This is a genomic window from Streptomyces sp. NPDC036984, from assembly GCF_055607665.1.
Genome location: NZ_JBVJRL010000009.1, coordinates 40094 through 65555 on the forward strand (window position 1 = coordinate 40094; position 25462 = coordinate 65555).

General features: G+C 73.6%; 24 protein-coding genes, 1 tRNA gene and 1 pseudogene. 14 read left to right on the forward strand and 12 right to left on the reverse strand.

The annotated features are described in order from the left end of the window. Positions 1-18: 18 nt before the first annotated feature. From tgmB to ACZ7DL_RS18435, 3 genes are all read right to left on the reverse strand, one after another. Positions 19-1002: an ATP-grasp ribosomal peptide maturase gene (gene tgmB, locus ACZ7DL_RS18425; protein ID WP_470775209.1), complete on the reverse strand. Its 984-nt coding sequence runs from the start codon at positions 1000-1002 to the stop codon at positions 19-21. A 19-nt stretch (positions 1003-1021) separates the two neighbouring features. Continuing rightward, entirely contained in the window at positions 1022-1213 is a 192-nt protein-coding gene (tgmA, locus tag ACZ7DL_RS18430) for a putative ATP-grasp-modified RiPP (RefSeq protein WP_020938095.1), read from the reverse strand. 145 nt (positions 1214-1358) lie between these two features. Beyond that, positions 1359-2195, reverse strand: a complete 837-nt coding sequence (locus ACZ7DL_RS18435; protein WP_470775391.1) for a fructosamine kinase family protein — start codon at positions 2193-2195, stop codon at positions 1359-1361. 218 nt (positions 2196-2413) lie between these two features. On the opposite strand from ACZ7DL_RS18435, the gene ACZ7DL_RS18440 reads away from it, so the two are divergent. After that, positions 2414-3124 carry a cyclodityrosine synthase gene (locus tag ACZ7DL_RS18440; protein ID WP_470775210.1) on the forward strand — a complete coding sequence of 237 codons (711 nt, stop codon included), beginning with the start codon at positions 2414-2416 and terminating at the stop codon, positions 3122-3124. Continuing rightward, positions 3121-4332: a cytochrome P450 gene (locus ACZ7DL_RS18445; RefSeq protein ID WP_470775211.1), complete on the forward strand. Its 1212-nt coding sequence runs from the start codon at positions 3121-3123 to the stop codon at positions 4330-4332. The genes ACZ7DL_RS18440 and ACZ7DL_RS18445 overlap by 4 nt, the downstream gene beginning before the upstream one ends. Positions 4333-4404: 72 nt before the next feature. Here the strand turns inward: ACZ7DL_RS18445 and ACZ7DL_RS18450 are convergent, their stop codons facing one another. Further along, entirely contained in the window at positions 4405-5286 is an 882-nt protein-coding gene (locus ACZ7DL_RS18450; RefSeq protein ID WP_470775212.1) for an SCO6745 family protein, read from the reverse strand. Between the two features lie 82 nt (positions 5287-5368). Continuing rightward, positions 5369-6367 carry a Vgb family protein gene (locus tag ACZ7DL_RS18455; protein ID WP_470775213.1) on the reverse strand — a complete coding sequence of 333 codons (999 nt, stop codon included), beginning with the start codon at positions 6365-6367 and terminating at the stop codon, positions 5369-5371. Between the two features lie 301 nt (positions 6368-6668). Here ACZ7DL_RS18455 and ACZ7DL_RS18460 point away from each other — a divergent pair, with 301 nt between their 5' ends. Together ACZ7DL_RS18460 and ACZ7DL_RS18465 are read left to right on the forward strand one after the other, a co-directional pair. Then, complete coding sequence (locus tag ACZ7DL_RS18460) at positions 6669-7193, forward strand: hypothetical protein (RefSeq protein WP_470775214.1); 525 nt, start codon at positions 6669-6671, stop codon at positions 7191-7193. 154 nt (positions 7194-7347) lie between these two features. Then, positions 7348-8016, forward strand: coding sequence for a class F sortase (locus ACZ7DL_RS18465; protein WP_470775215.1), 669 nt, complete (start codon positions 7348-7350; stop codon positions 8014-8016). Here ACZ7DL_RS18465 and ACZ7DL_RS18470 read toward each other — a convergent pair. The 4 genes from ACZ7DL_RS18470 to ACZ7DL_RS18485 form a co-directional block, all read right to left on the reverse strand. Beyond that, on the reverse strand, positions 7977-9194 hold the full coding sequence (locus ACZ7DL_RS18470; RefSeq protein ID WP_470775216.1) for a GDSL-type esterase/lipase family protein: 1218 nt from the start codon (positions 9192-9194) through the stop codon (positions 7977-7979). The two genes, ACZ7DL_RS18465 and ACZ7DL_RS18470, sit on opposite strands and share 40 nt — an antisense overlap. Before the next feature lie 18 nt (positions 9195-9212). Next, positions 9213-9788, reverse strand: coding sequence for a TetR/AcrR family transcriptional regulator (locus tag ACZ7DL_RS18475; RefSeq protein WP_470775217.1), 576 nt, complete (start codon positions 9786-9788; stop codon positions 9213-9215). 47 nt (positions 9789-9835) lie between these two features. Beyond that, positions 9836-10102: a hypothetical protein gene (locus tag ACZ7DL_RS18480; RefSeq protein WP_470775218.1), complete on the reverse strand. Its 267-nt coding sequence runs from the start codon at positions 10100-10102 to the stop codon at positions 9836-9838. A 298-nt stretch (positions 10103-10400) separates the two neighbouring features. Continuing rightward, entirely contained in the window at positions 10401-10796 is a 396-nt protein-coding gene (locus tag ACZ7DL_RS18485) for a winged helix-turn-helix transcriptional regulator (RefSeq protein ID WP_470775219.1), read from the reverse strand. Between the two features lie 66 nt (positions 10797-10862). Between ACZ7DL_RS18485 and ACZ7DL_RS18490 the strand changes: the two genes are divergently transcribed. The 3 genes from ACZ7DL_RS18490 to ACZ7DL_RS18500 all read left to right on the forward strand — a co-directional run bounded on the left by ACZ7DL_RS18490 (position 10863) and on the right by ACZ7DL_RS18500 (position 15047). Continuing rightward, positions 10863-11750 (forward strand): NAD(P)-dependent oxidoreductase, encoded by an 888-nt coding sequence (locus tag ACZ7DL_RS18490; protein ID WP_470775220.1) that lies wholly within the window; start codon positions 10863-10865, stop codon positions 11748-11750. Between the two features lie 245 nt (positions 11751-11995). After that, complete coding sequence (locus ACZ7DL_RS18495) at positions 11996-12949, forward strand: LysR family transcriptional regulator (RefSeq protein WP_470775221.1); 954 nt, start codon at positions 11996-11998, stop codon at positions 12947-12949. Positions 12950-13097: 148 nt separating this feature from the next. Beyond that, the gene (locus ACZ7DL_RS18500; RefSeq protein ID WP_470775222.1) at positions 13098-15047 is read left to right on the forward strand and encodes a collagenase; all 1950 of its coding nucleotides are present in this window, start codon (positions 13098-13100) and stop codon (positions 15045-15047) included. Positions 15048-15125: 78 nt separating this feature from the next. Here the strand turns inward: ACZ7DL_RS18500 and ACZ7DL_RS18505 are convergent, their stop codons facing one another. Further along, positions 15126-16571 carry a glyceraldehyde-3-phosphate dehydrogenase gene (locus ACZ7DL_RS18505; RefSeq protein WP_470775392.1) on the reverse strand — a complete coding sequence of 482 codons (1446 nt, stop codon included), beginning with the start codon at positions 16569-16571 and terminating at the stop codon, positions 15126-15128. Positions 16572-16761: 190 nt separating this feature from the next. Between ACZ7DL_RS18505 and ACZ7DL_RS18510 the strand changes: the two genes are divergently transcribed. From ACZ7DL_RS18510 to ACZ7DL_RS18530, 5 genes are all read left to right on the forward strand, one after another. Continuing rightward, entirely contained in the window at positions 16762-17970 is a 1209-nt protein-coding gene (locus tag ACZ7DL_RS18510; RefSeq protein ID WP_470775223.1) for a hypothetical protein, read from the forward strand. 147 nt (positions 17971-18117) lie between these two features. Beyond that, on the forward strand, positions 18118-18810 hold the full coding sequence (locus ACZ7DL_RS18515; protein WP_470775224.1) for an alpha/beta fold hydrolase: 693 nt from the start codon (positions 18118-18120) through the stop codon (positions 18808-18810). 196 nt (positions 18811-19006) lie between these two features. Continuing rightward, complete coding sequence (locus ACZ7DL_RS18520) at positions 19007-19327, forward strand: hypothetical protein (protein WP_360738501.1); 321 nt, start codon at positions 19007-19009, stop codon at positions 19325-19327. A gap of 199 nt (positions 19328-19526) precedes the next feature. Continuing rightward, the gene (locus tag ACZ7DL_RS18525; protein WP_470775225.1) at positions 19527-20357 is read left to right on the forward strand and encodes a PP2C family protein-serine/threonine phosphatase; all 831 of its coding nucleotides are present in this window, start codon (positions 19527-19529) and stop codon (positions 20355-20357) included. Positions 20358-20475: 118 nt separating this feature from the next. After that, the gene (locus tag ACZ7DL_RS18530; RefSeq protein WP_470775226.1) at positions 20476-21489 is read left to right on the forward strand and encodes an MASE1 domain-containing protein; all 1014 of its coding nucleotides are present in this window, start codon (positions 20476-20478) and stop codon (positions 21487-21489) included. A gap of 82 nt (positions 21490-21571) precedes the next feature. Here ACZ7DL_RS18530 and ACZ7DL_RS18535 read toward each other — a convergent pair whose 3' ends face one another. Next, positions 21572-21922, reverse strand: a complete 351-nt coding sequence (locus tag ACZ7DL_RS18535) for a hypothetical protein (protein ID WP_470775227.1) — start codon at positions 21920-21922, stop codon at positions 21572-21574. A gap of 133 nt (positions 21923-22055) precedes the next feature. Here ACZ7DL_RS18535 and selA point away from each other — a divergent pair, with 133 nt between their 5' ends. Next, entirely contained in the window at positions 22056-23591 is a 1536-nt protein-coding gene (gene selA, locus ACZ7DL_RS18540; RefSeq protein ID WP_470775228.1) for an L-seryl-tRNA(Sec) selenium transferase, read from the forward strand. Beyond that, positions 23591-25279: pseudogene (locus tag ACZ7DL_RS18545) on the forward strand (GTP-binding protein); the annotation flags it as partial. The gene selA and the pseudogene ACZ7DL_RS18545, both read left to right, overlap by 1 nt. An 83-nt stretch (positions 25280-25362) precedes the next feature. Here the strand turns inward: ACZ7DL_RS18545 and ACZ7DL_RS18550 are convergent. Further along, positions 25363-25455, reverse strand: a tRNA-Sec gene (locus ACZ7DL_RS18550). Positions 25456-25462: the final 7 nt, after the last annotated feature.

Consider the following 25462-nt stretch of genomic DNA (forward strand, 5'->3'; position numbering starts at 1 on the left):
GAGCCGATCCCCGCACCCTCAAGATGCTGCGCTCCGGTCGCCCTCCGCACACCTGTGGCCCGGTTCCCCGTCCCCGGCGAGCCAGTTCGCGATCGTGGCGGCGATCGGCTGGCCCGTGTCCATCTCGACGAACCCGAACTGGCCGGACTGGTTGCACTCCAGGAACCACCAGATCCCGTCGGCGTCCTCCGCGAAGTCGAAGGCACCGTAGGCCAGTTCCGCGCCCGCCATGTAGCGCAGCACGCCCTCGGCGACGCGTGGCGGCACGTCCGCGGGCAGCCAGGGGGAGACCGAGGGGGCGAAGCGGACGTCCACGTCGTCCGGGTGGGCGTCCGGGTCGGCGGGCTTGCGCGCGGCCAGCAGGGTGCCGCCGACGACCGTGAGCCGGATGTCGGCCCGCTTGGCGATCCGCCGCTGCAGCAGGGTCGGCCCGAAGGCGACCGCGGTGAAGTCGGCGTCCGGTGCGACCCGGCTCGTCGGCACCGCGCGCGGCGGTTCCTGCGGATGCGCCCCGGAGACCGGCTTGACCACCAGGTCCGGGAAGCGTTCCGCGAACTCCCGCGCCGCCTGCGGGAACGTCGTGATGAGGGTGGCCGGCACCGCGAGGCCGCTGCGCTGCGCGAGGTGCAGCTGCCAGGGCTTGTGGCGGGCGCGGCGTGCGGCGTCCGGATGGTTCATCCAGCGGGCGTCGCTGCATCGCAGCATGCCGTACAGCGCCTGCGACGACTCCTCGGTCAGCCAGGCGGACGGCTGGGCGGCGCGGGCGGCCGGGGCTCCCGGCCTGCGCACCCAGATGGAGCGCAGGCCGTTCATGCTCACCAGGCGCCCGCCGACGGACAGATGTCCGTGGCGGGCGCCCTGCACGTACTCGCCCGACAGCGCCACCCCGTTGGTCAGATCGGCGGGGTCGAGCCGGACGACGGGCACACCGGCCTCGCCCAGCCGGAGGACCACCATGTCCGCCGTCACGTCTTCTTCACTGGTCAGGATGAGCACGGTCATGTTTCGAGAAGTCCGCGGTTCAGTCGTCGAAGTGCGTCTTGGAACCGGCGGTCGACGTCGTGGTTCCGAGTGCTCTCAGGGTCGCGTGGTCGGTGGCGGCGATCCGCCCGTCCGGGAGGACGTTCAACTGCAGTCCGGAGTCGTACGCATACGGAGTGGTGACGTCCAACTGCACAGCGGGCCGCGCGTAGTTGAGCGTGAACGGTTGCATGGTCTCTCCCTGATTCGGCTTTCACGTCCTTATACGAATCGAACGGGTGGTTGGTTTCCTTACGCTGCGTAACCGCAGCGCGGGAGGGGGTCGTGTCGGTATCGGAACGAGGGAACGCACAACGGTGTTCCTCGTTCCGCCCGGTTCACTCCGCGAGTGCTTCCCGCGCCGCCGACAGTGCTTGTTCCGCGTAGCTCCGCCCGAACAGGACGGCGTGCACCAGTAGCGGAAAGAGCTGGTGGAGCCCCACCCGGGCGCGCCAGCCGTCGGCCGGCTGCGCGGCCTCGTGATAGCCGGCGAGCACCCGGTCGAGGTGGGGGCAGCCGAACAGCCGGAGCATCGCCAGGTCGGTCTCCCGGTGCCCGCCGTGTGCGGCCGGGTCGATGAGACGTACGTCACCGTCGACGCCCCACAGCACGTTGCCGTTCCACAGGTCGCCGTGCAGCCGGGCGGGCGGCTCGGCGGGGCCCGCCAGCTCCGGCAGCCGTGCGCAGACCCGCTCGAACACGGCGGCCTCGGCCGGCTGGAGTGTGCCGCGGTCGACCGCGGCGCGCACATAGGGCAGCACGCGGTGCTCGGCGTACCAGCGGGGCCAGTCGGTGCCCGGCGCGTTGCGCATGGGCGCGAGCCCGATGTAGGCGTCCTCCGGTCCGCCGGGCGGCGCCGCCCCGAAGTGGGGCGCGCCGGCCGCGTGCAGCGCGGCCAGCTGGTGGCCGAAACGCAGCGCCGCCTCGGGGTCGGGGGAGTCGGTCGGCACGCGCTCGGTCACCATCCAGTGCTCGTCGTGGCCGAGCACCGCGGGCACCCGGACCGCGTCCGCCGCGGCCAGCCAGCGCAGTCCCGCCACCTCCGCACGTACCGCCCCGGGACCGTCACCACGCTTGACCATCACCGCCGTCCCGCCGTCCAGCAGTACCTCGGCGGGCGAGCCCGACGACATCCGGGCCGCACTCACCGGACGCCCGGTGAGCCGGGCCGCCACCTGTCCTGGATCCTCGTCTCGGTTGACCACGGCCCCAGATTACGACCCGCAATCAAGGCCGCCCGCCGGGCACTTCAACCATTGATACGACTGTTTTCAGCCAAACCCAGGTGGTAACTACCCGTGCTGATCTCGTACCGCTAGCGTGAGGGCGCCGCGTCGCCACACCTGGGGCACAGGGCCCCGCAGGGACTAGCGCGCGGCGGAGGATTTCCCCCGTGACCACAGCATCCGTGCTGATGGCCGACGTCTTCGAAGTCCAGCCGTACACGTCCCACTGCGAGGTCATCCTCGGCGAGGGTGCGCACGCCGTGATCGGTGTGTCCCCGGGCAACAGCTACTTTTCCGCCCGACGCCTGCACGACCTCGCCCGCTGGGGACTGGACCACTTCGACCGGGTCGACTTCGTCTACACCGACCTGTACGTCGCCGAGATGTTCGAGGCCTCCGGCTATCCGCCGGACGAGGCCCGCCGCAAGGCCGTGAAGAACCTGCGCGGGGTGCGCGCCAAGGTCCGTGACGCGGTCTCGGCGGCCGACCCGGGAGGCATCCGGCTGGACTGGCACCCGATGTCGGCGTTCCGCACCAACCCCGCCTACCAGGAGATCCATCGGCACCTGAAGTCGCGGCTGGTCTCCGACGGCGCGTTCCGGGCCGTCTGCGAAGCCCTGGTGAATCGTTTCCTCACCGCCCGTGGCGAGGAGCCGACCGAGCGCCAGCGCGCCGTGTGCCTGGAGTACGTGTGCGCCGAGGCCCCGCTGTTCCTGGACACCCCGGCCATCCTCAAAGTGCCCTCGTCACTCAACTGCTACCACCAACTCCTGCCGATGGCCGAGCTGTTGTACTCCCGCGGCGCCGGCCTGCGGGCCTCCCGCAACCAGGGCCACGCCATCGTCACCCCCGCCGCCCTGGAAGGAGCCGCGGTATGACCACCGCCCCCGACATCCGCACCGACCACCCGCCCTTGCTCGACTTCCCGTTCTCCTGGGACGGCACCCAGGTGCCCGCCGAGGTCGCAGAGCTGCGCGCCGCCACCCCCGTGCGGCGGGTGCGGACCATCGCCGGCGACGAGGCCTGGCTGGTGTCGTCGTACGAGCTGTGCGCGCAGGTGCTCAAGGACGACCGGTTCTCCCTCAAGGACACCTCCGCACCCGGCGTGCCCCGGCAGTACGCGTTGACGATCCCGCCCGAGGTCGTGAACAACATGGGCAACATCACCGGGGCGGGACTGCGCCGTGCGGTGATGAAGGCGCTCAACCCCAAGACGCCGGGCCTGACGGAGTGGCTGCGTACCGAGGCCCACCGCCTGGTGGACCTCATCGTCGCCGACGGTCCGACGGCCGACCTGCGCGGGGCGTTCTGCGAGCCGTACTCGGCCGGTATGCACTGCCGGATCCTCGGCATCCCGCAGGCGGAGGCCCCGGCCTTCCTGCGCAGCCTGGACATCGCCTTCATGAACTCCCCGTGCCCGATCAAGGGGGCGCGGCTCAACTGGGACCGGGACATCGCCCGGATGACGGCCCTGCTCGACGACCCCGCGACGCACGGCCTGATGGCCGAACTCGCCGCCCTGCGCGACGACCCCGACTACGCGCACCTCGGCGACGAGATGCTGGCCACCGTCGGTGTCACCCTGTTCGGCGCCGGTGTGATCTCCACCTCCGGCTTCCTCGCCATGGCCCTGGTCCACCTGCTCACCCACCCCGTCGCCCGCGACCTGCTCAGGGACCGGCCCGACCTGATCGGCCCGGGCGTGGAGGAACTGCTGCGGGTGAACCTCTCCATCGGCGACGCCCTGCCCCGCCTCGCCCTGGAGGACGTCCGGCTCGGCGACGTCGACATCCGCGCGGGCGAACTCGTCCTCGTCCTGGTGGAGGGCGCCAACCTCGATCCGGAGAAGTTCCCGGACCCGCACCGCTTCGACGTCCACCGCGACAACACAGCCGACCACCTCTCCTTCGGCGGCGGCGCCCACTACTGCCCCGCGACCGCGCTCGGCCGCGCGCATGCCCGCATCGCCCTGGAGGTCCTGCTCGACCGGCTTCCGGACCTCGCCCTCGCCGTCCCGCCGAGCCAACTGGTCTGGCGCACCGGCTTCATGAAGCGGATCCCCGAACGGCTGCCGGTGTCCTGGTAACCGCGCCACCCCGCCACCCGCACGGCGTCCCCGGCCCGGCACCCCGGGCCGGGGGACGCCGGCGGCCGCAGCTCAGCGGCCCCCGGGGTACGACCCCCGGGTCAGCCCCACCGGATTCCCGGGCGGCAGCAGCCCCGACTCCTCGACCGCGCGGGCCAGCGGCTCCAGCAGCGCGGCCAGACGCGCGCTCCGCTCCGCGCCCAGCACGGTCCACGGTCCCTCGGCCGCCGCGTCGGTGAGCGCCTCGGCCTCCGCCCGTACGGCCGCCCCCGCGGGGGTGAGCGAGCCGTCCGCCGCGAGCCGGCCGTCCGCCCGCAGCCGGGCCGCGGCCGCCTCCCAGTCCGCCTCCGGCCACTTGCGCGTCTCGCGCAGGAAGGCCCCGTCGGACTCGCCGGCCGCCGTCTTCAGCACCATGGCCTCGACCGGCCCGATCCCCAGGGTCACCAGGGCCGCCACATGGGAGTCGCCCCGGTGCTCGCGCAGGGTCGTCACGGCCTGCCACAGGCGTGCGGCGGGCCGCTCCGGGCGCTCCAGCGCCTGGTTGGCGCCGGCCAGCACCCTGCCCGTGGTGTCCGCGGCCGCGGCGGCCTCCCAGGCGAGGTCCGCGGTCTCGGTGAACTCGGCGGAGCCGGCGACGTCCGCCCCGAACAGGCGGGTCAGCGCCGCGTCCATCGCCTCCTGACGGGCCGCCAGCACCTCCGCCGGAGCCGCGTACGACCAGGCGTCCGGCAGCGCCCGGGCCACCCGGGAGGGGTGGAAGACGTAGAAACAGCTCGTCACCACGGACGCCGGTGCCGCGCCGAGCGGAGCCGCGCGCAGCGCGAAGTAGCCCATCCAGTAGCCGCGCATGCCGAGCCCGTCCGCCGCCGCCCGGTGCGCCTCCGGTGCGAAGTACACCAGGTCGTGCACCGGCTCGTACCGCTCCCACAGGGCCCGCGCCATCCCGTCCGCCACTGCTTCCTCCCACCGCGTTCGGCCTGCCGTGCTGTCGGCACCAGCCTGCGTTATGACAGTGGTCATAACAAGAGGGGACGTGTCATCCGGCGTCGGCCCGCACCCGGCCGACGGCGTTGCCGAGCAGCTCCGTGAACCACACGGCACTGTCCGGGCCCACGGTCAGGTGCAGGGGCAGTTTGTCGGCGCCGCCCGGCACCGGGAAGACGGTGACCGCGCCGGTCGCGCTGATCCGGCCGATACGGCCCGCCTGGTCGGCGTACCAGACCCGGCCGTCGAGCCCGCGTGTGATGCCGCCCGGCAGGCTGTCCGCGCCGGGCAGCGGGAACCGGGTGACGTGCCCGGTGTAGCCGATCCGGACGACGTCGTGCGTGCCGGACGCGGTGAGCCACATGCCGCCCGGCCCGGCGACGATGCCGGCCGGGAAGGCCGCCGGCCCGGGCAGCGCGAACTCGGTGATCCGCCCGGAGGTGGTGATCCGCCCGACCTTGCCGGCGTTCAGCTCGGTGAACCACAGGGCGCCGTCACCGCCCGCCGCGATGGAGTGGGGAGAGGCATCCGGGGTGGGCACCGGGTACTCGGTGATCCGGCCCGCGGCCGTGATGCGGCCGATCCGGTTCCCGGCGGACTCGGTGAACCACAGGGCCTGGTCCGGGCCGGGCGCGATCCCGGCCGGGCCGCCGCCGGCCGCCGGCAGTGGGAACTCGGTGAGCCGGCCGGAGGCCGTGATGCGGCCGATCCGCCCGGCGGTGGACTCGGTGAACCACAGCGCCCGGTCCGGCCCCTGGGTGATGTCGGCCGGACCGGTGTCCGGGCCGGAGGTCGGGAAGTCGGTGACCGTGCCGTCGGCCGCCATCCGCCCGATCCGTCCGGCGCCGTGCTCCGCGAACCACAGCGCGCCGTCCGGGCCGCCGGTGATGCCGGCGGGCGCGGCACCGGCCGCGGTGGTGACCGGATACTCCGTCACCGTCTCCGCGCCGGCCCGCGCCGGGGCGGCGACGACGGCGACGGCGACCAGGGCCCCCGCCCACGTGGTGAGGAGCCGCCGGGCTCCGCGGGCCCCCAGGGTGTTCACGGGCATGGGACGCCCCTTCTCGGCGCGGCGGCACCGCCGGACCGCGGTGGCTGGTCGGACAGGACGGCCGGGGCGCCCCGGCTGTCGCGGCACCCGGTCACCCGCGAGGGCGTACGACGGCTTCGGCGGTTGACCCGGACGAGGGGGCGCGGAGCGGGCGCGCTGGGGCAGACGGGTGGCGTGGTGACCCGGCTGGGCGGCTCGGATGGTGGGAGCCAGGGGCCTCACTGACGGTGGTTCATGTCGGGGCCGGGTCCATCCAGCTGATGAGGTATTGGCTGCCCGGTCACGGCGGAAGGACATCACTATGCGCTCTGCCCGCATGCTCCTGGCCCCTGCGGCTGCCGCGGCCGCCCTCGCTCTCGGCACGCCCGGCGCCGCGTTCGCCGTCCCGGCCGACCACGACGACTCCTCGTACAGCAAGGAGCACGACAGCGGCTCCGACCGTGACCACGACAAGGGTTCCGACAGCGATCACGACAAGGACTATGGCAAGAAGCGCGACGGCGGAGGTGAACACGACGAGCCGCGCGGCGGAATGCACACGGGTGGCGGAGCTCTCACCGCGGTGGGTGGCGACGACTGGGGTTCCGGCGGCGACAGCCGCGACAGCAAGTTCGACCCCGAGAGCTACCGCGACAAGGGCCACGACAGCGGCCGTGACAAGGACGAGTGGGGCGACGACCACGACAAGCCGCGCGGTGGCATGCACACCGGTGGCGGTGCGCTCGCCACGCCCGGCGTCACCGCGGGCGGCCTCGCCGTGCTGGGCGTAGCCGCCGCCGGTGCGTACGCGCTGCGCCGCAAGAAGGCCGCCCAGCCGGCCTCCTGACGCGCCGGCACCTCCCAGGGGCTGCGGAGGCCGCCGACCCGCCCGCCGTGTCGGCGGCCCGCACTCCCCGCGCTCCGCCCCGGACGGTGGCTCCCGCGCCGTCTCCCTCCTGCCCCGATCCCCGCGCTGCCGCGCCCGAGTGAGGTGGTGTCCGATGGCAGCAGATCCCTCCGCCCAGCCCCCCTCAGGACCCGCGCCGGACGAGCGGCACTCCGGCCGGGGCGGGCGGCTGACGCTGTGGGGCGTGGCGGCCGTCTTCCTCGCCGTCAGCATGTTCGGCGGTCATCAGCAGCCGGACGACACGCCGCAGGCGCGCGCCTCGGGCGCCGGTGCCGCGAGGTCGGCCGATCCGGGCCGGCCCGGGGAGACGCTGCCCCGGTCCGCACCGACCCGCCTGCGCATCCCGAAGATCTCCGTGGACGCCCCCTTCACCACGCTGGCCATCGCCGCCTCGGGCCAGCTCCAGCCCCCGCCCGCCGGCGACACCAATCTCGTCGGCTGGTACGCCGACGGCGTCTCACCCGGCGAGCAGGGCACCGCGATCATCGCCGGGCACGTCGACACGGTGACCTCCGCGGCCGTCTTCGCCGACCTCGACGAGCTGGCGCCCGGCGACCGGTTCTCCGTGGAGCGGGCCGACGGGCGCACCGCGGAGTTCGTCGTGGACAGCGCCGAGACCTTCGCGAAGGACGACTTCCCCAGCCAGCGGGTGTACGCCGACGCCTCGCGCCCCGAGGTCCGGCTCATCACCTGTGCCGGGGACTACGACCGCACGGTCCGCGACTACACCGACAACCTGGTCGTCTTCGCCCACCTGGTGTGAGCCGGCCGGGGGCGGCCCACGCGGTCCGCGAAGGGGCCGTCCGCGGCGAAGGCCAGCGCCGCGTACCGTTCACCGATCCGGCGGTGGCCCGCGGCGTCCGGGTGGAGGCCGTCGGGCAGCGGCAGCTCGGCGGCGTCGGCCTCGCCGTACAGCTCCCGGCCGTCCAGGTAGTGCAGCGCCGGGTCCTCGGCCGCCCGCTCGCGCACGATCCGGGCCAGCTCCGCCCGGACCACGGCCAGGGTGAGCTTCCCGGCCGCCCGCTCGGCCGGATCCCCGGTGGCCCGGTACCGCACGCGTCCCTCGCTCAGGGCGGCCGGGTCCATGGCGGTGGGGCCGGGCGTGTCCTCGTGCATCGGGCACAGGACCGGCGCGACGACGAGCAGCGGGGTGCCGGGGTGTCCCTCGCGGACGGTGTCGAGGAACCCGTGCACGGCGGGGCCGAAGCCGCGCAGCCGCATCAGGTCGGTGTTGACCACGTTGATGCCGAGCTTGACGCTGATCAGATCGGCGGGCGTGTCGCGCAGGGCGCGGGCGGTGAACGGGTCGAGCAGCGCGCTGCCGCCCAGGCCGAGGTTGATCAGCTCCACCCCGCCCAGGGACGCGGCCACCGCCGGCCAGGTGGTGGTGGGGCTCGCGGCGTCGGAGCCGTGACTGATCGAACTGCCGTGGTGCAGCCACACCCTGCGGCCCCGGTCGGGTACGGGCTCGACGGGGGCGTCGGCGCGCAGCGCGACCAGTTCCGTCGTCTCGTTGTGCGGCAGCCAGATCTCCACGTCCTTGTCGGTGTCCGGCAGGCCGGTGAAGCGCACGGTGCCGACCGGCCCGGGCCGGTGCTCGGCGGAGCCCGTGCCCAGGTCGATGGTGAGGGTGCTGCCGTCGGTGAGTGAGGCGCTGCCGGCCGGGCGCCCGTCCACGAGCAGGTCGTACACGCCGTCCGGACGGGGCGGTACGCCGAGGTAGACCCGCTTGGTCGGCAGCGTGTCCAGCTCGACGGCGGTGGCGCGGGTGCGGAAGGCGAGTCGTACCCCGGAGGGCTGGGACTCCACCAGGGCCAGCTGCGGGTCGGCGCACTGGGCGCGGGCCCGGGCGGGCAGCCGGTGCGGCAGCAGACCGTGCGCGGTGCGCTCCAGTTCGAGGGCGCCGCGTATCAGGCCGGGGGTGAGGGGAATGGTGTGCATCGGTGTCTGCCTGCTTCGTCAGGGTCGGGCGGTGGGCCAGTCGCGCAGCAGGGAGTCGAGGGCGTCCAGGATCCGCGTCCACGACTCCTGTGAGTCGGGCGCGCTGTGGCTGAAGCCGCCGGCCGCCTCCAGGCTGACGTAGCCGTGGAACACGCTGCCGAGGAGGCGGACCGCGTGGGTCTGGTCCGGCTCGCTCAGGTCGTAGCCGCGCAAGGTGGCCCGGGTCAGCTGCGCGATCCGGACCCCCGCGCTGCCGGCCGCCGTCTCGGGGTCCAGCGGGTGACGGGCCGCCGTGTAGCGGCCCGGGTGGGTGCGGGCGTAGTCGCGGTAGACGTTGGCGAAGGCGCCCAGGGCGTCCTTCCCGGACCGGCCGGCGAGCGCCTCCGCGGCGCGGTCGGCCAGCTCCTCCAGAGCGAGCAGCGCGATCCGTGTCCTCAAATCCTGGGAGTTGCGCAGATGCGAGTACAGGCTCGCGACCTTGACGTCGAACCGCCGGGCCAGCGCGGACACCGTCACCTGGTCGAAGCCGACCTCGTCGGCCAGCTCCGCGCCGGCGCGGACCAGGCGCTCGGTGGACAAGCCCGCACGCACCATCGTTCCTCTCCTTCTGCCGTAAGGGATTATGGAGTTTCCTAAAGGCTTTAGGCAAATGGGAGAGGGGATCCGGCCAGGCGATAGAGAGCGGCGCCGTGGGCGGGCAGGCGGACGGTGAGGTGCCGGCCGTCGTGCGTGACGTCGGCGCGGGTCCACAGTGCGCGGATCCGGTCGGCGGGGCGGGCGCCGACCGAGCCGAGCGGCACGTCGTACCGGCGCGGCTCGCCGGCGAGGGAGAAGACGGCGGCGTAACGGGTACGGCCGTCGGTGTCCCGGGCCGTCCACAGCACCAGGCCGCCCGCGCGGAGCTCCAAGGGTTGTAGCCGTGGGCGCGGGCCGTGGGCTCGTACCACCGGATGTCCACCACCACGGTGTCCCAGCCGTACGCGAGCAGGTGGTCCCGTATGGACTCGGCGTTGGCGAGGACCTCCTCCTCGGTGACGGTCGTGCCGTAGCAGTCCCGGCTGTTCCAGCCCATCGGCGGCCGCAGCCGGCGGTCGGGGAGGGGGCGGTCCACGGTCGTCGTCCTCTCGGTGGGAGCGTGTGTGCGTACGCACTTTTTTGTGGGTACTTGGCAGCGCCCGACCATCCGGGAGAGGCTGTTTGCCGAGGTCAGGGGCTGCCGGACAAGGAAGGGGAGGTGACCTCCGCAGGTCGTCGGGACGCCGCTTCGCGCTCGCGGAGCCGCTCCAGGCGGCGATGGCCCCACTCCGCCAGAGGATCCAGTGCCGCGGCCAGATCGCGGCCGAACGCGGTCAGCGAGTACACGGTCTTCGGCGGGAGCACGTCGTGCACCTCCCGGTGCACCAGGCCGTCCTCCACCATCTCGCGCAGTGCCTGGGTCAGCACCTTCTCGCTCAACCCGGGCAGCCGGCGCCGCAGTTCGCCCGGCCGCTGCGGGCCGGACTCCAGCAGCCACAGCAGCGACGTCTTCCACTTGCCGTCGATCACGGCGATCGCGGCGGTCACTCCGCAGACGTTCGGATCCTGGGCACGGCTGCGCGTCATCGTCGTCCTCTTCGGCTCTCCATGGCCTCTCGGCCGCTTTTCCTCACCACGAACGGGAGTTGCAACATGTCCACCGCCCTGAATCTTCCTGCCGTCACCGTGCTCGGCCTCGGTCCCATGGGCCGTTCGCTGGCGGGCGCGTTCCTCGCGGCCGGCCTGCGGACCACGGTCTTCAACCGCACGCCCGGGAAGGACCGGGAGCTGACCGAGCGCGGCGCGACCGGTGCCGGCACGGCCGAGGAGGCCGTGTCCGCGGCCGAGTTGATCGTCGTCTGCGTGGTGAACCACGACGCCTCCGACGCGATCCTGCGCCGTGACGACGTCACCCGCGCGCTGAAGGGCCGTACCGTCGTGAACCTGACCGCGGACACCCCGGACCGCGCCCGGGACACCGCGCAGTGGGCGGCGGCCCACGGCATCGGCTACCTGGACGGCGCGATCATGACGCCGGCCCCCAGCATCGGCACCCCGGAGGCCGTCTTCCTGCACAGCGGTCCGCGCGACCTCTACGACCGGCACCGGGCGGTGCTGGAGCTGCTCGGCGGCACGCACACCCACCTGGGCGAGGAGATCGGGCGCGCCGCCGCCTTCGACATCGCGCTGCTCGACCTCTTCTGGACCGCGATGGCCGGATACGCGCACGCCGTGGCGATCGCCCGGGCGGAGGGCGTCACGGCCCGGGAACTCGCCCCCTTCGCCCAGGGCATCGGCGCGATCCTGCCGCCGCTGTTCGAGGAGTTCGCCGAGGACGCCGACAGCGGCACCTACTCCGGGAAGATCAACCCCATCACCTCGGCCGTCTCCTCCATGGCCCATGTCGTCCAGGTCTCCGAGTCCCACGGCATCGACGCGGGCGTCATGCGGTCCGTCGAGGGCATGGCCCGCCGGGTGATCGGCCTCGGCCACGGCACGGACGGTTTCATCCGGGTGGCGGAGGTGCTGGCGCGCCACTGAGGCCCCGGGAGGCGGCGTCCGGCCCCCCGCACGCCTCCCGGCCACCCGGCCCGGCCCCCCGCAGGCAGGCCGAGTGTGATCGGTCGCACCCTGGCGGACCTGCGACTTGTGCCGCGGAGGGCGGCATGGAACGCTTCGGTCCGCCGGTCGGGGCCACGGCCGGCGCGGGCGGTGGGCGCCCCCCGCGCCCGGCGGCGCGGAACAGGGCGTCGGACCGGCCCTGGGGACGAACGGGGAGTGGACCGATGGAGCTGGAGCTGCGGCATCTGCGGGTGCTGTGCGCGATCGCGGACGCGGGCAGTGTCGGCCGGGCCGCCGCGCAGCTGGGCTACTCGCAGCCCGCCGTGAGCACCCAGCTGCGGCGCATCGAACGCCACCTGGGCGAGCCGCTCTTCGAGCGCGGGCCGAGCGGGGTCCGGCCGACCCGGTACGGCGCCGAGGTCGTCGAACAGGCCCGGGACGTCCTCGTGCGGGCCGCCGCGATCGGACACCGCCCGGCCTCGGCCCGCCCCCGCCGCACCCTGCGGGTCGCCGCCACCAACTCGCCCATGCTGTCCGGCACGGTCTCCCGGGTCCGCGCCCGGCTGCCGGAACTCACCCTCGCGGTCACCAGCGTCTACGCGTCCTCGCGGATCGTGGAACTGCTGGAGGAGGGCGCGGTGGACGCGGCCATCGCCGCCGACTACCCGGGCATGGAACTCGGGCACTCGACCGCCGTACGGCACCGCGGGATCGTCACCGAGCCCACGTTCGTCGCCCTCCCCGCCCGCCACCGGCTCCGGCAGAGCGCCCAGGTCCAGCTCGCCGACCTGGCCGAGGACGCCTGGTTCGTGACCCCGGACGACGGCGCCGGCTGGCCCGGGGTCTTCTACGACGCCTGCGCGGCGGCCGGGTTCACGCCGGTCGCCGTGCACGAGTTCCTCGGCGACCAGACCCAGCTGCAGAGCATGATCGCCGACGGTCTCGGGGTGTCCCTCGTGCAGCCGACGCTGCGGCCGATCCCGCACGTCGTGGTGAAGCCGCTGGCCGGCTCCCCGCTGTGGTGCCGCTATGTGCTGGCCTGGCGGCCGGACACGGTCACCGACGACGTCGTGGAGACGGTGTTCCAGTCCGCCATGGACGCGTACCGCGACCTGGTCGCCCAGGCACCGCACCTGCGTACCTGGGCCTCCCGCACCTGGAGCGTCACCGGGGCCTAGGAGCGCGTCACGGGTGCGCCGCGATGTTATGAGCGGCCAGTGCCATGTGCTATGTCACACGCCATTGTTGGGGCGGTCGGTGCGCTGAGACAGTGCCTCACACGCCTCAACACCCCACAGAGGCGCATCCCTTCGTGGAGGAATCCCGATGCGCTATCGCTTCGCGCTGCCCGGACGTGTGCCGAGAGGCACGGCCGGGCGCACAGCCGGCGTCGCCGCCGTCTGCGCCACCCTGGCCGGCCTGCTGTCCGCACCGGCGCTGGCGGCACCGCAGCCGCACACCGGCACCGCCGGCGCGCCCCACCGTACGCACCTCCCCGTGCCGTCGCCCGCGGCCGCGCCCACCGCCGCCACCGAGCTCCCCGCGGCCCAGGCCAAGCAACTCAGCCCGGCCCAACTCCCGCCGCAACGGCCGACCTTCACCCGACCGGCCGTCCGTGCGGCGAAGGCGGCCTCCTGCACACCGGCCGACTTCGGCAGCCGGACCGGCTCCGCCCTCGTCTCCTACGTCAAGGCCGCGACCCCGGACTGCGTGGGCACGCTCTTCTCGGTCAGCGGCACGAACGCGCGTGACGTCTTCCGCCAGGCCCAGATGCTGACCGTGGCGAACGCGTTCACGCGCACCGCCGGGCAGTACCGCGGCGACAACGCCGGCAGCCTGCTTCAACTGGTCCTCTTCCTGCGCGCCGGCTACTACGTGCAGTTCAACCACCCCGACGACGTGGGCCCGTACACCTCCCGCCTCACCACCGCCGTCACGAGCGGCATGGACACCTTCTTCGCACGCTCCCACTCCCGTGACGTCACGGCGGCCAACGGCGCCATCCTCGGCGAGACCGTCATCCTCACCGACAGCGCCGACCAGCAGGGCCGCTACCTGTACGTCTACCGGCGGCTGCTGAACGACTACGACAGCACGTACGACTCGATCGACAGCATGATCAGGGCCGTCAACGACGTCTACACGCCGCTGTGGCGCGGCAACTGGAACCCCCGGTACGTGCAGGCGGTCGAGGCGGACCCGCGCATCATCGACACGCTGTACGACTTCGCGCTGGCCAACACCGACCAGCTCGGCACCGAGCTGGCCTTCCTGGACTCCAACGCCGGGATGAACCTGGCCCGTTACGTCGAGCACCCGGAACTGCGGGAAACCGTCCGGCCGTTGGCCAAGGACCTGCTGGACCGGACCGAGATCACCGGTCCGACGGCCGGGCTGTGGGTGGCGGTCGCCACGCAGGCCGACTCCTACGACAAGGCCGACTGCGCCTACTACGACGTGTGCGACCTGCCCGACAAGCTCACCAAGGCCGTCCTGCCCGTCACGCACCACTGCGACGCGAAGGTCACCGTCCGCGCCCAGGGCCTGACCGCCGCCGACCTCGGCGCAGCCTGCGCCAGTGTGCTCGGCCAGGACGCCTACTTCCGCTCGGTCGTGCGGGCCGGCGGACCGATACCCGGCCAGTACGCCTCGACCCTCCAGCTCGTGGTCTTCACCAGCCGCGCCGACTACCAGACGTACGCCGGCGCGATGTACGGCATCAGCACCGACAACGGTGGCATGACACTGGGCGGCGACCCGTCGGACCCCGCCAACCAGCCGATGTCGATCATGTACCAGAAGAACTACGACGACGGCTTCCCGGCCCGGATCTGGAACCTCAACCACGAGTACACGCACTTCCTGGACGCCCGCGACGACATGAAGGGTGACTTCGGACGGCAGATCTCCGTACCGGACGTGTGGTGGATCGAGGGCATCGCCGAGTACGTCTCCTACGGCTACCGGGGCCTGGCCGACGACCAGGCGGTCCAGGAGGCCGGCAGGCACACCTACAAGCTCAGCACCCTCTTCGAGAACACGTACGACAACAGCGACGTCACCCGGACCTACCCGTGGGGCTACCTCGCCGTGCGCTACATGGTCGAGAAGCACCCCGACGACGTCCAGCGCATGCTCGCCCGCTTCCGCGACGGTGACTACACCGGCGGATACGCCGTCTACCACGACGGCATCGGCACCCGCTACGACGCCGACTTCGACCAGTGGCTCACGGCGTGCGCCGCGGGCGCGTGCGGCAAGCCGGCCTCGGCCTGACCACACCCGCGCCCATGACGACGGCCGCCGACCGGAAACCCCGGTCGGCGGCCGTACGCGTACTCAGGGCCGCGGCGGTCAGACCGCCGTCGCCGGGTACGTCGGGTACTCCACGCCCGACACGTGCTGGACGACGCGGACGACCTGGCAGGAGTAGCCGAACTCGTTGTCGTACCAGAGGTAGAGGATCGCGTTGTCACCGTCGACCTTCAGGGCGCCGGCGTCCACGATCGAGGCGTGGCGCGAGCCGATGAAGTCGCTGGAGACCGCGTCGGGTGCCGTGGTGAAGTCGATCTGGCGCTTCAGCGGCGAGGTCAGCGACACGTCGCGCAGGTAGTCGTGGACCTCCTCGCGGGTGGCCTCGCGGGCCAGCTGGAGGTTGAGGATCGCGATCGAGACGTCCGGCACCGGGACGCGGATCGAGCTGCCGCTGATCTTCGCCTTGAGGTCGGGCAGCGCCTTGGCGACGGCGGAGGCGGCACCGGTCTCGGTGATCACCATGTTGAGCGGCGCGGAGCGGCCACGGCGCTCGGACTTGTGGTAGTTGTCCAGCAGGTTCTGGTCGTTGGTGAACGAGTGGACGGTCTCCACGTGGCCGCGCAGCACGCCGTACTCGTCGTCCATCGCCTTCAGCGGCGGGACGATCGCGTTGGTCGTGCAGGAGGCGCAGGACAGGATCTGCTCGTCCGGCTTGATCGTGTCGTGGTTGACGCCGTGCACGATGTTCGGGACGTCGCCCTTGCCCGGCGCGGTCAGCACGACCTTCTCGATGCCGGGGCGCAGGTGCTTGGACAGGCCCTCGCGGTCGCGCCACTTGCCGGTGTTGTCGATGAGGATGGCGTCCCGGATGCCGTACTCGGTGTAGTCCACGTGCGACGGGTCGTCGGCGTAGATCACCTTGATCTCGTTGCCGTTGGCCACGATCGTGCTGCGGTCCTCGTCCACGGTGATCGTGCCCTGGAACTGGCCGTGGATGGAGTCGCGGCGCAGCAGCGAGGCGCGCTTGACGATGTCCTGCGCACCGCCGCCGCGCACCACGATGGCGCGCAGCCGCAGGCCGTTGCCGGAGCCGGCCTTCTCGATGAGGAGGCGGGCGACGAGCCGGCCGATGCGGCCGAAGCCGTAGAGGACGACGTCGCGCGACTCGCGGCGGTCGATCTTGTTGGCGCCCGTGGCACCGGCGACGGCCTCGGCGGTGAACTGCTCCACGCTCAGGCCGCGGTCGTCGGCCTTGTACATGGTGGCCAGCATGCCGAGGTCGATCTGGGACGGCCCGAGGTCGAGGGCGGTCAGGGCCTTCAGGAACGGCATGGTCTCGGTGACCGACAGCTCCTCGCCGGCGATCTGCCGGGCGAAGCGGTGGGTCTTCAGGATGCTGACCACCGACTTGTTCACCAGGGAGCGGCTGTGCAGCAGGACGGTCACGTCCTGCTCGCGGTGCAGCTTCCCGATGAGCGGGATCATCGACTCCGCGATCTCCTCGCGGATCTTCCAGTTGGTGAACGAGTCGTCGTTGACAGTCACAGGATCCATCTTTCGAGCTAGGCAGCGCTCATATGATAACCACACGCTTTTCGGGGATCGGCAGGCCCTCCCGCACAGGAGGCCCGGACTCGACCGGATTGCCGGAACCCCTCCTGAATCAGGGTGGAAGTACGCAAGAAACCCGGGTCGCGGATTGCACGTCCTCCCAGGGGTGCCCAAGGTCGAGAGCGTGCGTACCTCCTCCGTCCCGCGGCCCGAGCCGACAGTCCCCTCCGGACCCCTGAGCCGTCCCCGGCTCGCCCGGCCGACCGGCTCCGGCTCGCCCCCGGGGGCGCTCCCGGCGCTCGCCCTGTTCGCGGCCGTCCGGCTCGCCGGGATCCTCGCCGTGATCCTCACGAACCACCTCAGAGGGCATCCGCTCGTCAGGAACCTGGCCCACTCCTGGGACTCCCGCTGGTACCTGCACATCGCCACACACGGCTACGGCGACCTCATCTGGATCTCCCCGAAGGGCGCGGTCCAGACCGACTGGGCGTTCTTCCCGCTCTATCCGGCGCTCATCAGAGCACTGATCACCGTCCTGCCGCTCACTCCGGGCCAGGCCGCGCTGCTCATCTCCTGGACGGCCGCGGGCGTGGCCGCGTACGGCATCTACCTCCTCGGCCACCTTCTGTACGGGCGGGGGGTCGCCACCGCCCTGGTCGCCCTGTGGGCCGCGCTGCCGCACGCGGTCGAACTGACCATCGCCTACACCGACTCGCTGTTCGCCGCGCTCGCCGCCTGGTCCCTGTACTGCCTGCTCAAGGGACGCTGGCTGTCGGCCGGCGCTCTGGCGGCGCTGGCCGGCCTCTCCCGGCCCAGCGGATTCGCGGTGGCGGTCGCCGTCTCCGCCGCCGCCGGGTACGAGGTGCTGCGGCGGCGTGGCCGCGCCCCGGCGCACCTGTGGGCCGGCGCGGTCCTGGCACCGCTGGGCTGGCTCGCCTACGTGCTGTGGGTGGGCGGCCGCATGGGAGACCTCCTCGGCGGCTACTTCACGGTCCAGAGCGCCTGGGACTCCCGCTTCGACTTCGGGGCCGGCTCGCTGCGCTTCCTCAAGGCCCTGCTGCTGTACGGCGGGGGTGTCGTCTACCCGGCCGCCCTGCTGACCGTCGCGTCGGGCGTCCTGCTGTTCGTGCTGCTGTGCCTGGACCGTGCCCCGCTCGCCCTGCTGGTCTTCGCCGGCGTCCTGGTCCTGCTCGTGCTCGGCGGCTCCGGCTCCTTCTCCTCCAAGCCGCGGTTCCTGCTGCCGGCCTTCCCGCTGCTCATCCCGACGGCCCGCGCACTGGCCCGGACCTGGTGGCTGCGCCGGCCCCAGGCGCTGGTCGTCTACGGCGCCCTCGTCCTCGCCTCCCTGCTGTGCGGCGCCTATGTGACGGCGGTGGCCCATTCGCCGCTGTGAGCGTGCCCGTCGTGGGGGCGGAGACGAGTGAACGCGGGGCGCCACCAGGTGTTCCACGGACCGGCGCGCGGTGGCCATCCGCCGCGAGTGGATGCGCTACGGGCCGTGATGGCATGATCCGATGGAGTCCGACGGGGAGGATCGCCGATGAGGCTGCACACGCACGAGTGGGGGACCGGCGACCGGATCGCCGTCCTCGTACACGGGCTCATGTCCGACCACCGCACCTGGCACCGGGTGGCACCCGTCCTGGCGGACAAGGGATACCGGGTCATCGGGGTGGACCTGCGCGGGCACGGCGCGAGCGGCCGGGGCGAGTACAGTCCCGAGAGCTGGGCGGGCGACCTCGTCGAAACCCTGCCGGAGCGTCCCGAGCTGGCGATCGGTCACTCGCTCGGGGCCATGGCGCTGGCCGGGGCCGTCGAACGGCTGGCTCCCGCCCGGGCGGTCTACTGCGACCCGGCCTGGGACATGCGCGGGAAGCTGGCCGAGGCGGCCGCGTACTTCACGGTCTTCAAGACCGCGAACCGCGCGATGATCAGCAGCCTCAATCCGGGCTGGGGCGACGACGACCTGAACGTCGAGATGGCCACACTCGCCGACTGGGACCCGGACACGGCCCGCGTGCATCCGGGCATCTTCGCGGTCGACCGGACACCGGCGCACCCGGTGGTGCCCTCGCTGGTGGTGCTGGCCGGCGCGGGCCCGCTCGTACGACCGGGACGGGCTGAGGAGCTGGCGCGGCGGGGCTTCGAGGTCCGCACGGTGGAGGGGGCCGGGCACACCGTGTACCGGGACGACTTCGACGGCTTCATGGGCGCGCTGGACGGCTGGATCTGAGAGGGATCCCAGGGGGATCAGAAAGGGGCTTCGAGGGGGATCGGCCCCGGAGCCGACACGGGCACGCCCACCGTCCGGGTGACGAGAGGGGAGCTGTGAGGGGGCGGGAGGGGAGATCGCGTGGGGGTCGCGCTGCCCGCTGTGCGAAGGCCGCGAATCGGGGTAGGCGGGGTAGGCCCGAGGAAAGGACCGTTTCATGACGACCTACGTGATCAGCGTTCCCGGCACCTTCACCACCGGGGTCGAGGCCGGTACCCGCACCCGGCTGGCCCAGGCGCTCCGGCCCGCCGATCCGCACGGCACGAAGATGGGCAGCGCCGAGGACCTGGACGTGCTCAGCGTCAACGAGGACAACACCTTCACCCTCCGCCTGACCGTCGAGGCGGACACCGGCCCGCACGCCGAGGAGGCGGCGCACCGGCTGGCGCACTCCGCGCTGCGCGACGCGGGCCTGGACGAGCGGTCCGCACCGCTCGGCCCCGCGGTGATCACCGGCATCGACTCCGAGGTCCGCTGACCGGCCGCGGGAGGTGCGCTGGCCGGACGCGGGAGCCGGGGCCCTGGCGGGCCTGGCCAGGCCCGGGCCGGCCTGGGCAGGGCCCGGGACTGGATCATCCCCCTGAGGCACGATCATCCTATATGGGTAAAATCTAGGCGTTTGCCGACAACGCAGGCGGCCGGCCAGCCGAGAGCCACCGCCCCGCCGGAAGTGATCGATGCCCCGCAAGCGCTCCACGGACGAAGGCGACGAGCTGCTGGCCCGACTCGGTTCGCTCACCGCCCAGGCGCGCCAGCGCGCGGAGCTCCAGCGCACCCAGGTCGAGCTGGCCATCGCCCTCCAGCGCGGCATGCTGCCCCGGGACCTGCCCGCCGTACCCGGCCTCCATCTCGCGGTGCGGTACGCGCCGGCCAACCTCGGTCTCAACGTGGGCGGTGACTGGTACGACGCCTTCGCCATGCCGGACGGCCGGATCGGGCTGTCCATCGGCGATGTACAGGGCCACAACATCGAGGCCGCCGCCTTCATGGGCCAGGTCAGGGCCGGACTGCGGGCGCTCGCCTCGGTCACCGGTGAGCCGGGTGAACTGCTTGCACGCACCAACGACCTGCTGCTCTCCCTGGGCAGCGACCTCTTCGCCACCTGCACGTTCATGCGGCTCGACCCGGCCACCGGTGTGCTGGAGAGCGCCCGGGCCGGCCACATCCCCTTCGTGTGGGCCACGGCCGACGGAAAGTCCGGCGTCGTCGACGACGAGGGGGGACCGCCGCTCGGGATCGAGCAGGGCATGGAGTTCGCGGTGACCCGGCACCGGCTGACCACCGGCGGGGTGTTCGTCCTGCTCACCGACGGGGTCGTGGAGGGGCCGTCGCTCAACATCGAGGACGGCCTGGAGCAGGTGGTGCGGCTCGCGGGCATCGCCGCCGTCGCCGGCCTGGAGGCGCACGCGCTCGCGGCGGCCGTGATCAAGGGCGCCGAGAGTGTCGGACACGAGGACGACGCCGCCGTCCTGGTCGTGGGCCTCGACGGACTCGGCGCGGCGCGCTGACCACCCGGGCCGGTCCCCGCCGGCTCGTTCCCGGAAATGGCCCGGCATTCAGCCAGAGAGCCGGACGGGAGCGGGCCTCGCCTCGCCGACCGGCGGCCGCCGGTGTGAGATTGCTGCTGTGGTGGGTATCGAGGAGCTGCGCCGGCCGGGCGGACATGCCGTCCAGGTGCTGGCCGTCGCCGCCTGCTACTACGCGGCGGCCCGGCTCGGACTGCTGCGCGAGCTGACCGTCGAGGGCGCCATCGTCACCCCCATCTGGCCGCCCACCGGAGTCGCCCTCGCCGCGCTGCTGATTCTGGGGCTGCGCTGCTGGCCCGGCATCACGCTCGGCGCCTTCTTCTCCGTGCTGTCCCTCACCACACCCGGCCCCGACGTCATCGGCATCCTGTTCGGCAACACCGCCGCCCCCGTGTGTGCGGCCCTGCTGCTGCGCCGGGCCCGCTTCCGCACCGACCTGAGCCGGTTGCGCGACGGCCTCGCCCTGGTGTTCCTGGCGGCGCTGGGCGCCATGCTGATCAGCGCGACCGTCGGTGTCGGCCTCCTCGTTCTCAACGACAGCCTGCCCGCCGGCAGCTTCTGGCCCGTCTGGCTCGCCTGGTGGGTCGGTGACGCGATGGGCGTCCTGATCGTCACCCCGCTGCTGCTGTTGCTGCGTGGCGCCCGCGGGCCGCTGCCGCTGCGCCGCTGGAAGGAGGCGACCGCACTGGCCGTCGTCGCCTGCCTTCTCGTACCGCTGGCCGCCTACAGCCAGATCAGCATGCTTTTCCTCGTCTACCCGCTCATCATCTGGGCGGCCCTGCGCTTCCAGCTGGTGGGCAGTGTGCTCTGCGCGCTGGTGACCTCCGTGACGGCCACCGTCGCCGCGACGGACGGCTACGGGGCTTTCGCGGGGCTGAACCGGATCGAGGTGATGCTGAAGCTCCAGGCGTTCAACGGCGCCATGGCCCTGACCGCGCTGCTGCTGTCTGCCGTGATCATCGAGCAGCGCAACACCCGGCACTCGGTGGAGCAGGCATGCCAGGAACTGGTCGAGGTCCTGGAGCACCTCAATGCGGGCCAGGCCCCACCGCCCCGGCCACGGAGCGAGGCCGACGACAGCGACGACCGACCGTGGCCGACCGAAGCGCCGTGAGCTGTCCGCGGGTGGCAGTGTCGCCGGGGCGCCCGGCCGGAGGGTGGACCGACCCGGTGAGGTCCGACCCGGCCCGACGGTGTCAGTCCTTGGAGCGGTTCACCGGTCCCTCGTCGTCGCTGCCCGGCTCCGCGGACGGTGTGTCCGCCGCCGTGGCGCGGCGGTCGCGGGCCGGTGGGTGGGCGGCGCCGGTGACGCCGGGCTGACCGCCGCCCGTGGTGCCGTAACCCCCGGGGATCCCCGGCGGTGTGTCCGCTGCGGCCGCCGCCTCGCTGATGTGGCGCCGGGCCCGGACACCCGCCCGGCGCTCCGGGTACGGATAGTCGAAGGGCTGGGCGGTGGCGCGTTCGCGCTCCGCCTCCCGCTGCCGGCGTGCGGCCCGCTCGGCCGCCGTCGCGTTCTCGTCCCGCTGCTTGCGGTCGTGGTCGGTCATGCGCCGCCGAGTACCCGGGCGGTGGCTCCGCCAACGTCCGTCCCGGCGTGTCGGGCGGCCCGCCGGGGGCTCTGGGAGACGATGAGCGCAGCCCGTGCGGGCGCACGGCCGGACCGGGAGGGACAGCGGCGGCATGGAGCAGCGGCCGGTACCAGGACGGACAGACCGGGACACCACGCGGAGCGCGCCCGGCCCCGGGGAGCCGCCCCGGTCCCCGGAGGCCGACGCACGCCGCCGCATCCCGCGCACCGACGCCCTGCTGCGCGACCCCCGGCTGGCCACGGCCCTGGACCGGCTCGGTGCGGACGTGGTGAAGGCCGCCGTCCGGCAGGCGCAGGAGCGGGCCCGCGCGGGCCGCATCGCGCCGGACCAGGTGCCGCAGACGGCCCTGACCCTGCTGCCCGGCACCGCGAGCGGCCTGCGGCCCGTGATCAACGCCACCGGCGTGCTGCTGCACACCAACCTCGGCCGGGCCCCGCTGTCGGCCGCCGCCCGGCAGGCGGTCCAGGAGGCGGCCGGTCCCACGGACGTCGAACTCGACCTGACGAGAGGCGTACGGGCGTGCCGGGGACGCTCCGCGCTCGCCGCGCTGCGCGAGCGGGTGCCGGCCGCCGGTGCCGCGCACGTCGTCAACAACGGGGCCGCCGCGCTCGTCCTGGCCGCCACCGCCCTCGCGGCCGGCAAGGAGATCGTCGTCAGCCGGGGCGAGATGGTGGAGATCGGCGACGGCTTCCGCCTGCCGGACCTGCTCGTCTCGACCGGCGCGCGGCTCCGGGAGGTGGGTACGACCAACCGGACGACCGCCGCCGACTACGCGGCCGTGATCGGCCCGGGCACCGGGTTCGTGCTGAAGGTCCACCCGTCCAACTTCCGTATCACCGGTTTCACCCGGTCCGCCGAGGTCGCCGACCTCGCCGGTCTCGGCGTCCCGGTCGTGGTCGACATCGGCTCCGGGCTGCTCGTCCCGCATCCGGCGCTGCCGGAGGAACCCGACGCCGACACCCAGCTGCGGGCCGGCGCCGCGCTCGTCACCGCGAGCGGCGACAAACTGCTCGGTGGACCCCAGTGCGGGCTCCTGCTCGGCCGGGACGACCTGGTCCACGCCCTGGCCCGGCACCCGCTGGCCCGCGCGCTGCGCGTCGGCAAACTGACCCTGGCCGCCCTGGAGGCCACCCTCACCGGCCCGCCCACCCCGACCGCCCTCGCCCTCACCGCCGACCCGGCCGCCCTCACGACCCGTGCCGAGCGGCTGGCCGTGTCCCTGGCCGCCGACGGGATCGACGCCCGGGCCGTCGCCTCCGCCGCCACGGTCGGTGGGGGAGGTGCCCCCGGGGTCACCCTGCCCAGCGCGGCCCTGTCCCTGCCCGAGCGCTACGCCGCCGCACTGCGCACCGGCCGCATCCCCGTCGTCGGACGCCTGGAGACGGGCCGCTGCCTGCTGGACCTGAGAGCGGTACCGCCGCAGGAGGACGATCGGCTGGTGGAGGCGGTGCGGTCGGTGCCTCCCCGAGACACGGCACGGTCGACGGAAGGCGCCGAGCGGCCGGCTGACGGCGCACGGCCGGTGTCGCCGCAGGGTCTCCAGCCGATCGCGCCGGACGAGCGGACCGCCCCTGCCCTGCGCGGAAAGGCGGGCGTGATGCGGCCCTGCGCGAAAGGGCGGGCCTGATGCGGGTTCTCGCCACCGCCGGCCACGTCGACCACGGCAAGTCCGCGCTGGTCCGCGCCCTCACCGGTATGGAGCCCGACCGCCACGAGGAGGAGCGCCGCCGGGGCCTCACCCTGGACCTCGGCTTCGTCTGGACGGGCCTCGCCGGGGACCGTCTCGCCTTCGTGGACGTACCCGGGCACGAGCGGTTCGTCGCCACCATGCTCGCCGGAGTCGGGCCCGTGCCCGCCGTGCTGTTCGTGGTCGCCGCCGACCGGGGCTGGCAGCCGCAGTCGGCGGAGCACCTGGCCGTCCTCGACGCCCTCGGCGTCCGGCACGCCGTGCTCGCGGTGACCCGCAGCGATCTCGCCGACCCGGAACCGGTCCGCGGCGACGCCGTCGACCGCCTGGCCGCCACCTCCCTCGGCAAGGTCGCGGCGGTCCCCGTCAGCGCGGTCACCGGCGCGGGCCTGGACGACCTGCGCGCCGAACTGGCCAGGCTGGCAACCGATTTGCCGGTCCCCGACACCGATGCCGACGTGCGGCTGTGGCTCGACCGGGCGTTCACCGTCCGCGGCCACGGCACCGTGGTGACCGGCACCCTCGGCGCCGGCACCCTGCGCGTCGGCGACCGGCTGGTCACCGCCGACGGATCGGCCGTGCTGCGGGTGCGCGGCCTGCAGAGCCTGCACGAGGAGCACACCGCCGTCGGCGCGGTGGCCCGGGTCGCCGTCAACGTGCACGGCCAGGGGGCCGACACCCTGCGCCGCGGGCAGGTGCTGCTGACCCCGGACCGCTGGCTGTGCACCGAGGCCGCCGACGTACGGGTCACCGGGGTGCCGGTGGCCGATCTGCCCCGCCGTGTCACCCTGCACATCGGAACGGCCGCCGTGCCGGTGACCGTCCGCCCGCTCGGCCGCGACACCGCCCGGCTGACCCTCCGCCGCGGGCTGCCGCTGCGCGCCGGCGACCGCGCGGTGCTGCGCGAGCCGGGCGGCAGCCGCATGCCCTGCGGGGTCACCGTCCTGGACGTCCGGCCGCCCCGGCTGACCCGGCGCGGTGCCGCCCGGGCCCGCGCCGCCGAACTCGCCGGGCTGACCGGCCGTCCGGACGGCGCCGCCGAACTGCGCCGGCGCGGACTCATCCGGCGCGCCGACCTGCGGGCGATGGGCATCCCGGTGCCCTGCGCTCCCGTCGCCGGGGACTGGCTGGCCGACGCGGCCCACTGGAGCGCCCTCAAGGACCGGCTGGCCGCCCAGGTCCACGCACACGCCCGCGCCCACCCGCTGGAGCCCGGCCTGCCCACCGAGGCGGCCCGCCGGCTGCTCGGGCTGCCCGACCGCGCCCTGGTCGACGCGCTGGCCGCGGCACCGCCCCGCCTCCACGCCCGCCAGGGCCGGCTGTACCCGGCCGACGGCCCCCGGCCCGCCCTGCCCGCGCCCGTCCGCGCGGCCGTGGACACCCTGCGCCGGGACCTCGCCCGTGCCCCGTTCCGCGCCCCCGAGGCCGGTCGGCTCACCGAACTCGGGCTCGACCGCAGGACATTGGCCGCCGCGGCGGCCGCCGGTGCCCTGCTGCGGATCGCCGACGGGATCGTGCTGCCGCCCGGCGCGGACGCGGCCGCCGCCGCCGTCCTGCGCGCGCTGCCCCAGCCGTTCACGCTCAGCGAGGCCCGCCGCGCGCTGGACACCACCCGCCGGGTGGCCGTACCGCTGCTGGAGTTCCTGGACGCCCGGGGATACACGGAGCGCGTCGACGACCAGCACCGGCGCTGCCGTACCGGAGAGGGGGACGGAGACGGACGGGAATCGAACCCGCCGGCCCGAGATCCTCGGGCCCCTCGGTTTTGAAGACCGGGAGGGCCACCAGGCACCCACACGCCTCCACCGCTC

Bases quoted from the DNA above. Each gene is read 5' to 3' on its own strand.
- tgmB (WP_470775209.1), bottom strand. From the start codon at position 1,002: ATGACCGTGCTCATCCTGACCAGTGAAGAAGACGTGACGGCGGACATG.
- tgmA (WP_020938095.1), bottom strand. From the start codon at position 1,213: ATGCAACCGTTCACGCTCAACTACGCGCGGCCCGCTGTGCAGTTGGAC.
- ACZ7DL_RS18445 (WP_470775211.1), top strand. From the start codon at position 3,121: ATGACCACCGCCCCCGACATCCGCACCGACCACCCGCCCTTGCTCGAC.
- ACZ7DL_RS18455 (WP_470775213.1), bottom strand. From the start codon at position 6,367: ATGCCCGTGAACACCCTGGGGGCCCGCGGAGCCCGGCGGCTCCTCACC.
- ACZ7DL_RS18460 (WP_470775214.1), top strand. From the start codon at position 6,669: ATGCGCTCTGCCCGCATGCTCCTGGCCCCTGCGGCTGCCGCGGCCGCC.
- ACZ7DL_RS18465 (WP_470775215.1), top strand. From the start codon at position 7,348: ATGGCAGCAGATCCCTCCGCCCAGCCCCCCTCAGGACCCGCGCCGGAC.
- ACZ7DL_RS18470 (WP_470775216.1), bottom strand. From the start codon at position 9,194: ATGCACACCATTCCCCTCACCCCCGGCCTGATACGCGGCGCCCTCGAA.
- ACZ7DL_RS18475 (WP_470775217.1), bottom strand. From the start codon at position 9,788: ATGGTGCGTGCGGGCTTGTCCACCGAGCGCCTGGTCCGCGCCGGCGCG.
- ACZ7DL_RS18485 (WP_470775219.1), bottom strand. From the start codon at position 10,796: ATGACGCGCAGCCGTGCCCAGGATCCGAACGTCTGCGGAGTGACCGCC.
- ACZ7DL_RS18490 (WP_470775220.1), top strand. From the start codon at position 10,863: ATGTCCACCGCCCTGAATCTTCCTGCCGTCACCGTGCTCGGCCTCGGT.
- ACZ7DL_RS18495 (WP_470775221.1), top strand. From the start codon at position 11,996: ATGGAGCTGGAGCTGCGGCATCTGCGGGTGCTGTGCGCGATCGCGGAC.
- ACZ7DL_RS18500 (WP_470775222.1), top strand. From the start codon at position 13,098: ATGCGCTATCGCTTCGCGCTGCCCGGACGTGTGCCGAGAGGCACGGCC.
- ACZ7DL_RS18515 (WP_470775224.1), top strand. From the start codon at position 18,118: ATGAGGCTGCACACGCACGAGTGGGGGACCGGCGACCGGATCGCCGTC.
- ACZ7DL_RS18520 (WP_360738501.1), top strand. From the start codon at position 19,007: ATGACGACCTACGTGATCAGCGTTCCCGGCACCTTCACCACCGGGGTC.
- ACZ7DL_RS18525 (WP_470775225.1), top strand. From the start codon at position 19,527: ATGCCCCGCAAGCGCTCCACGGACGAAGGCGACGAGCTGCTGGCCCGA.
- ACZ7DL_RS18535 (WP_470775227.1), bottom strand. From the start codon at position 21,922: ATGACCGACCACGACCGCAAGCAGCGGGACGAGAACGCGACGGCGGCC.
- selA (WP_470775228.1), top strand. From the start codon at position 22,056: ATGGAGCAGCGGCCGGTACCAGGACGGACAGACCGGGACACCACGCGG.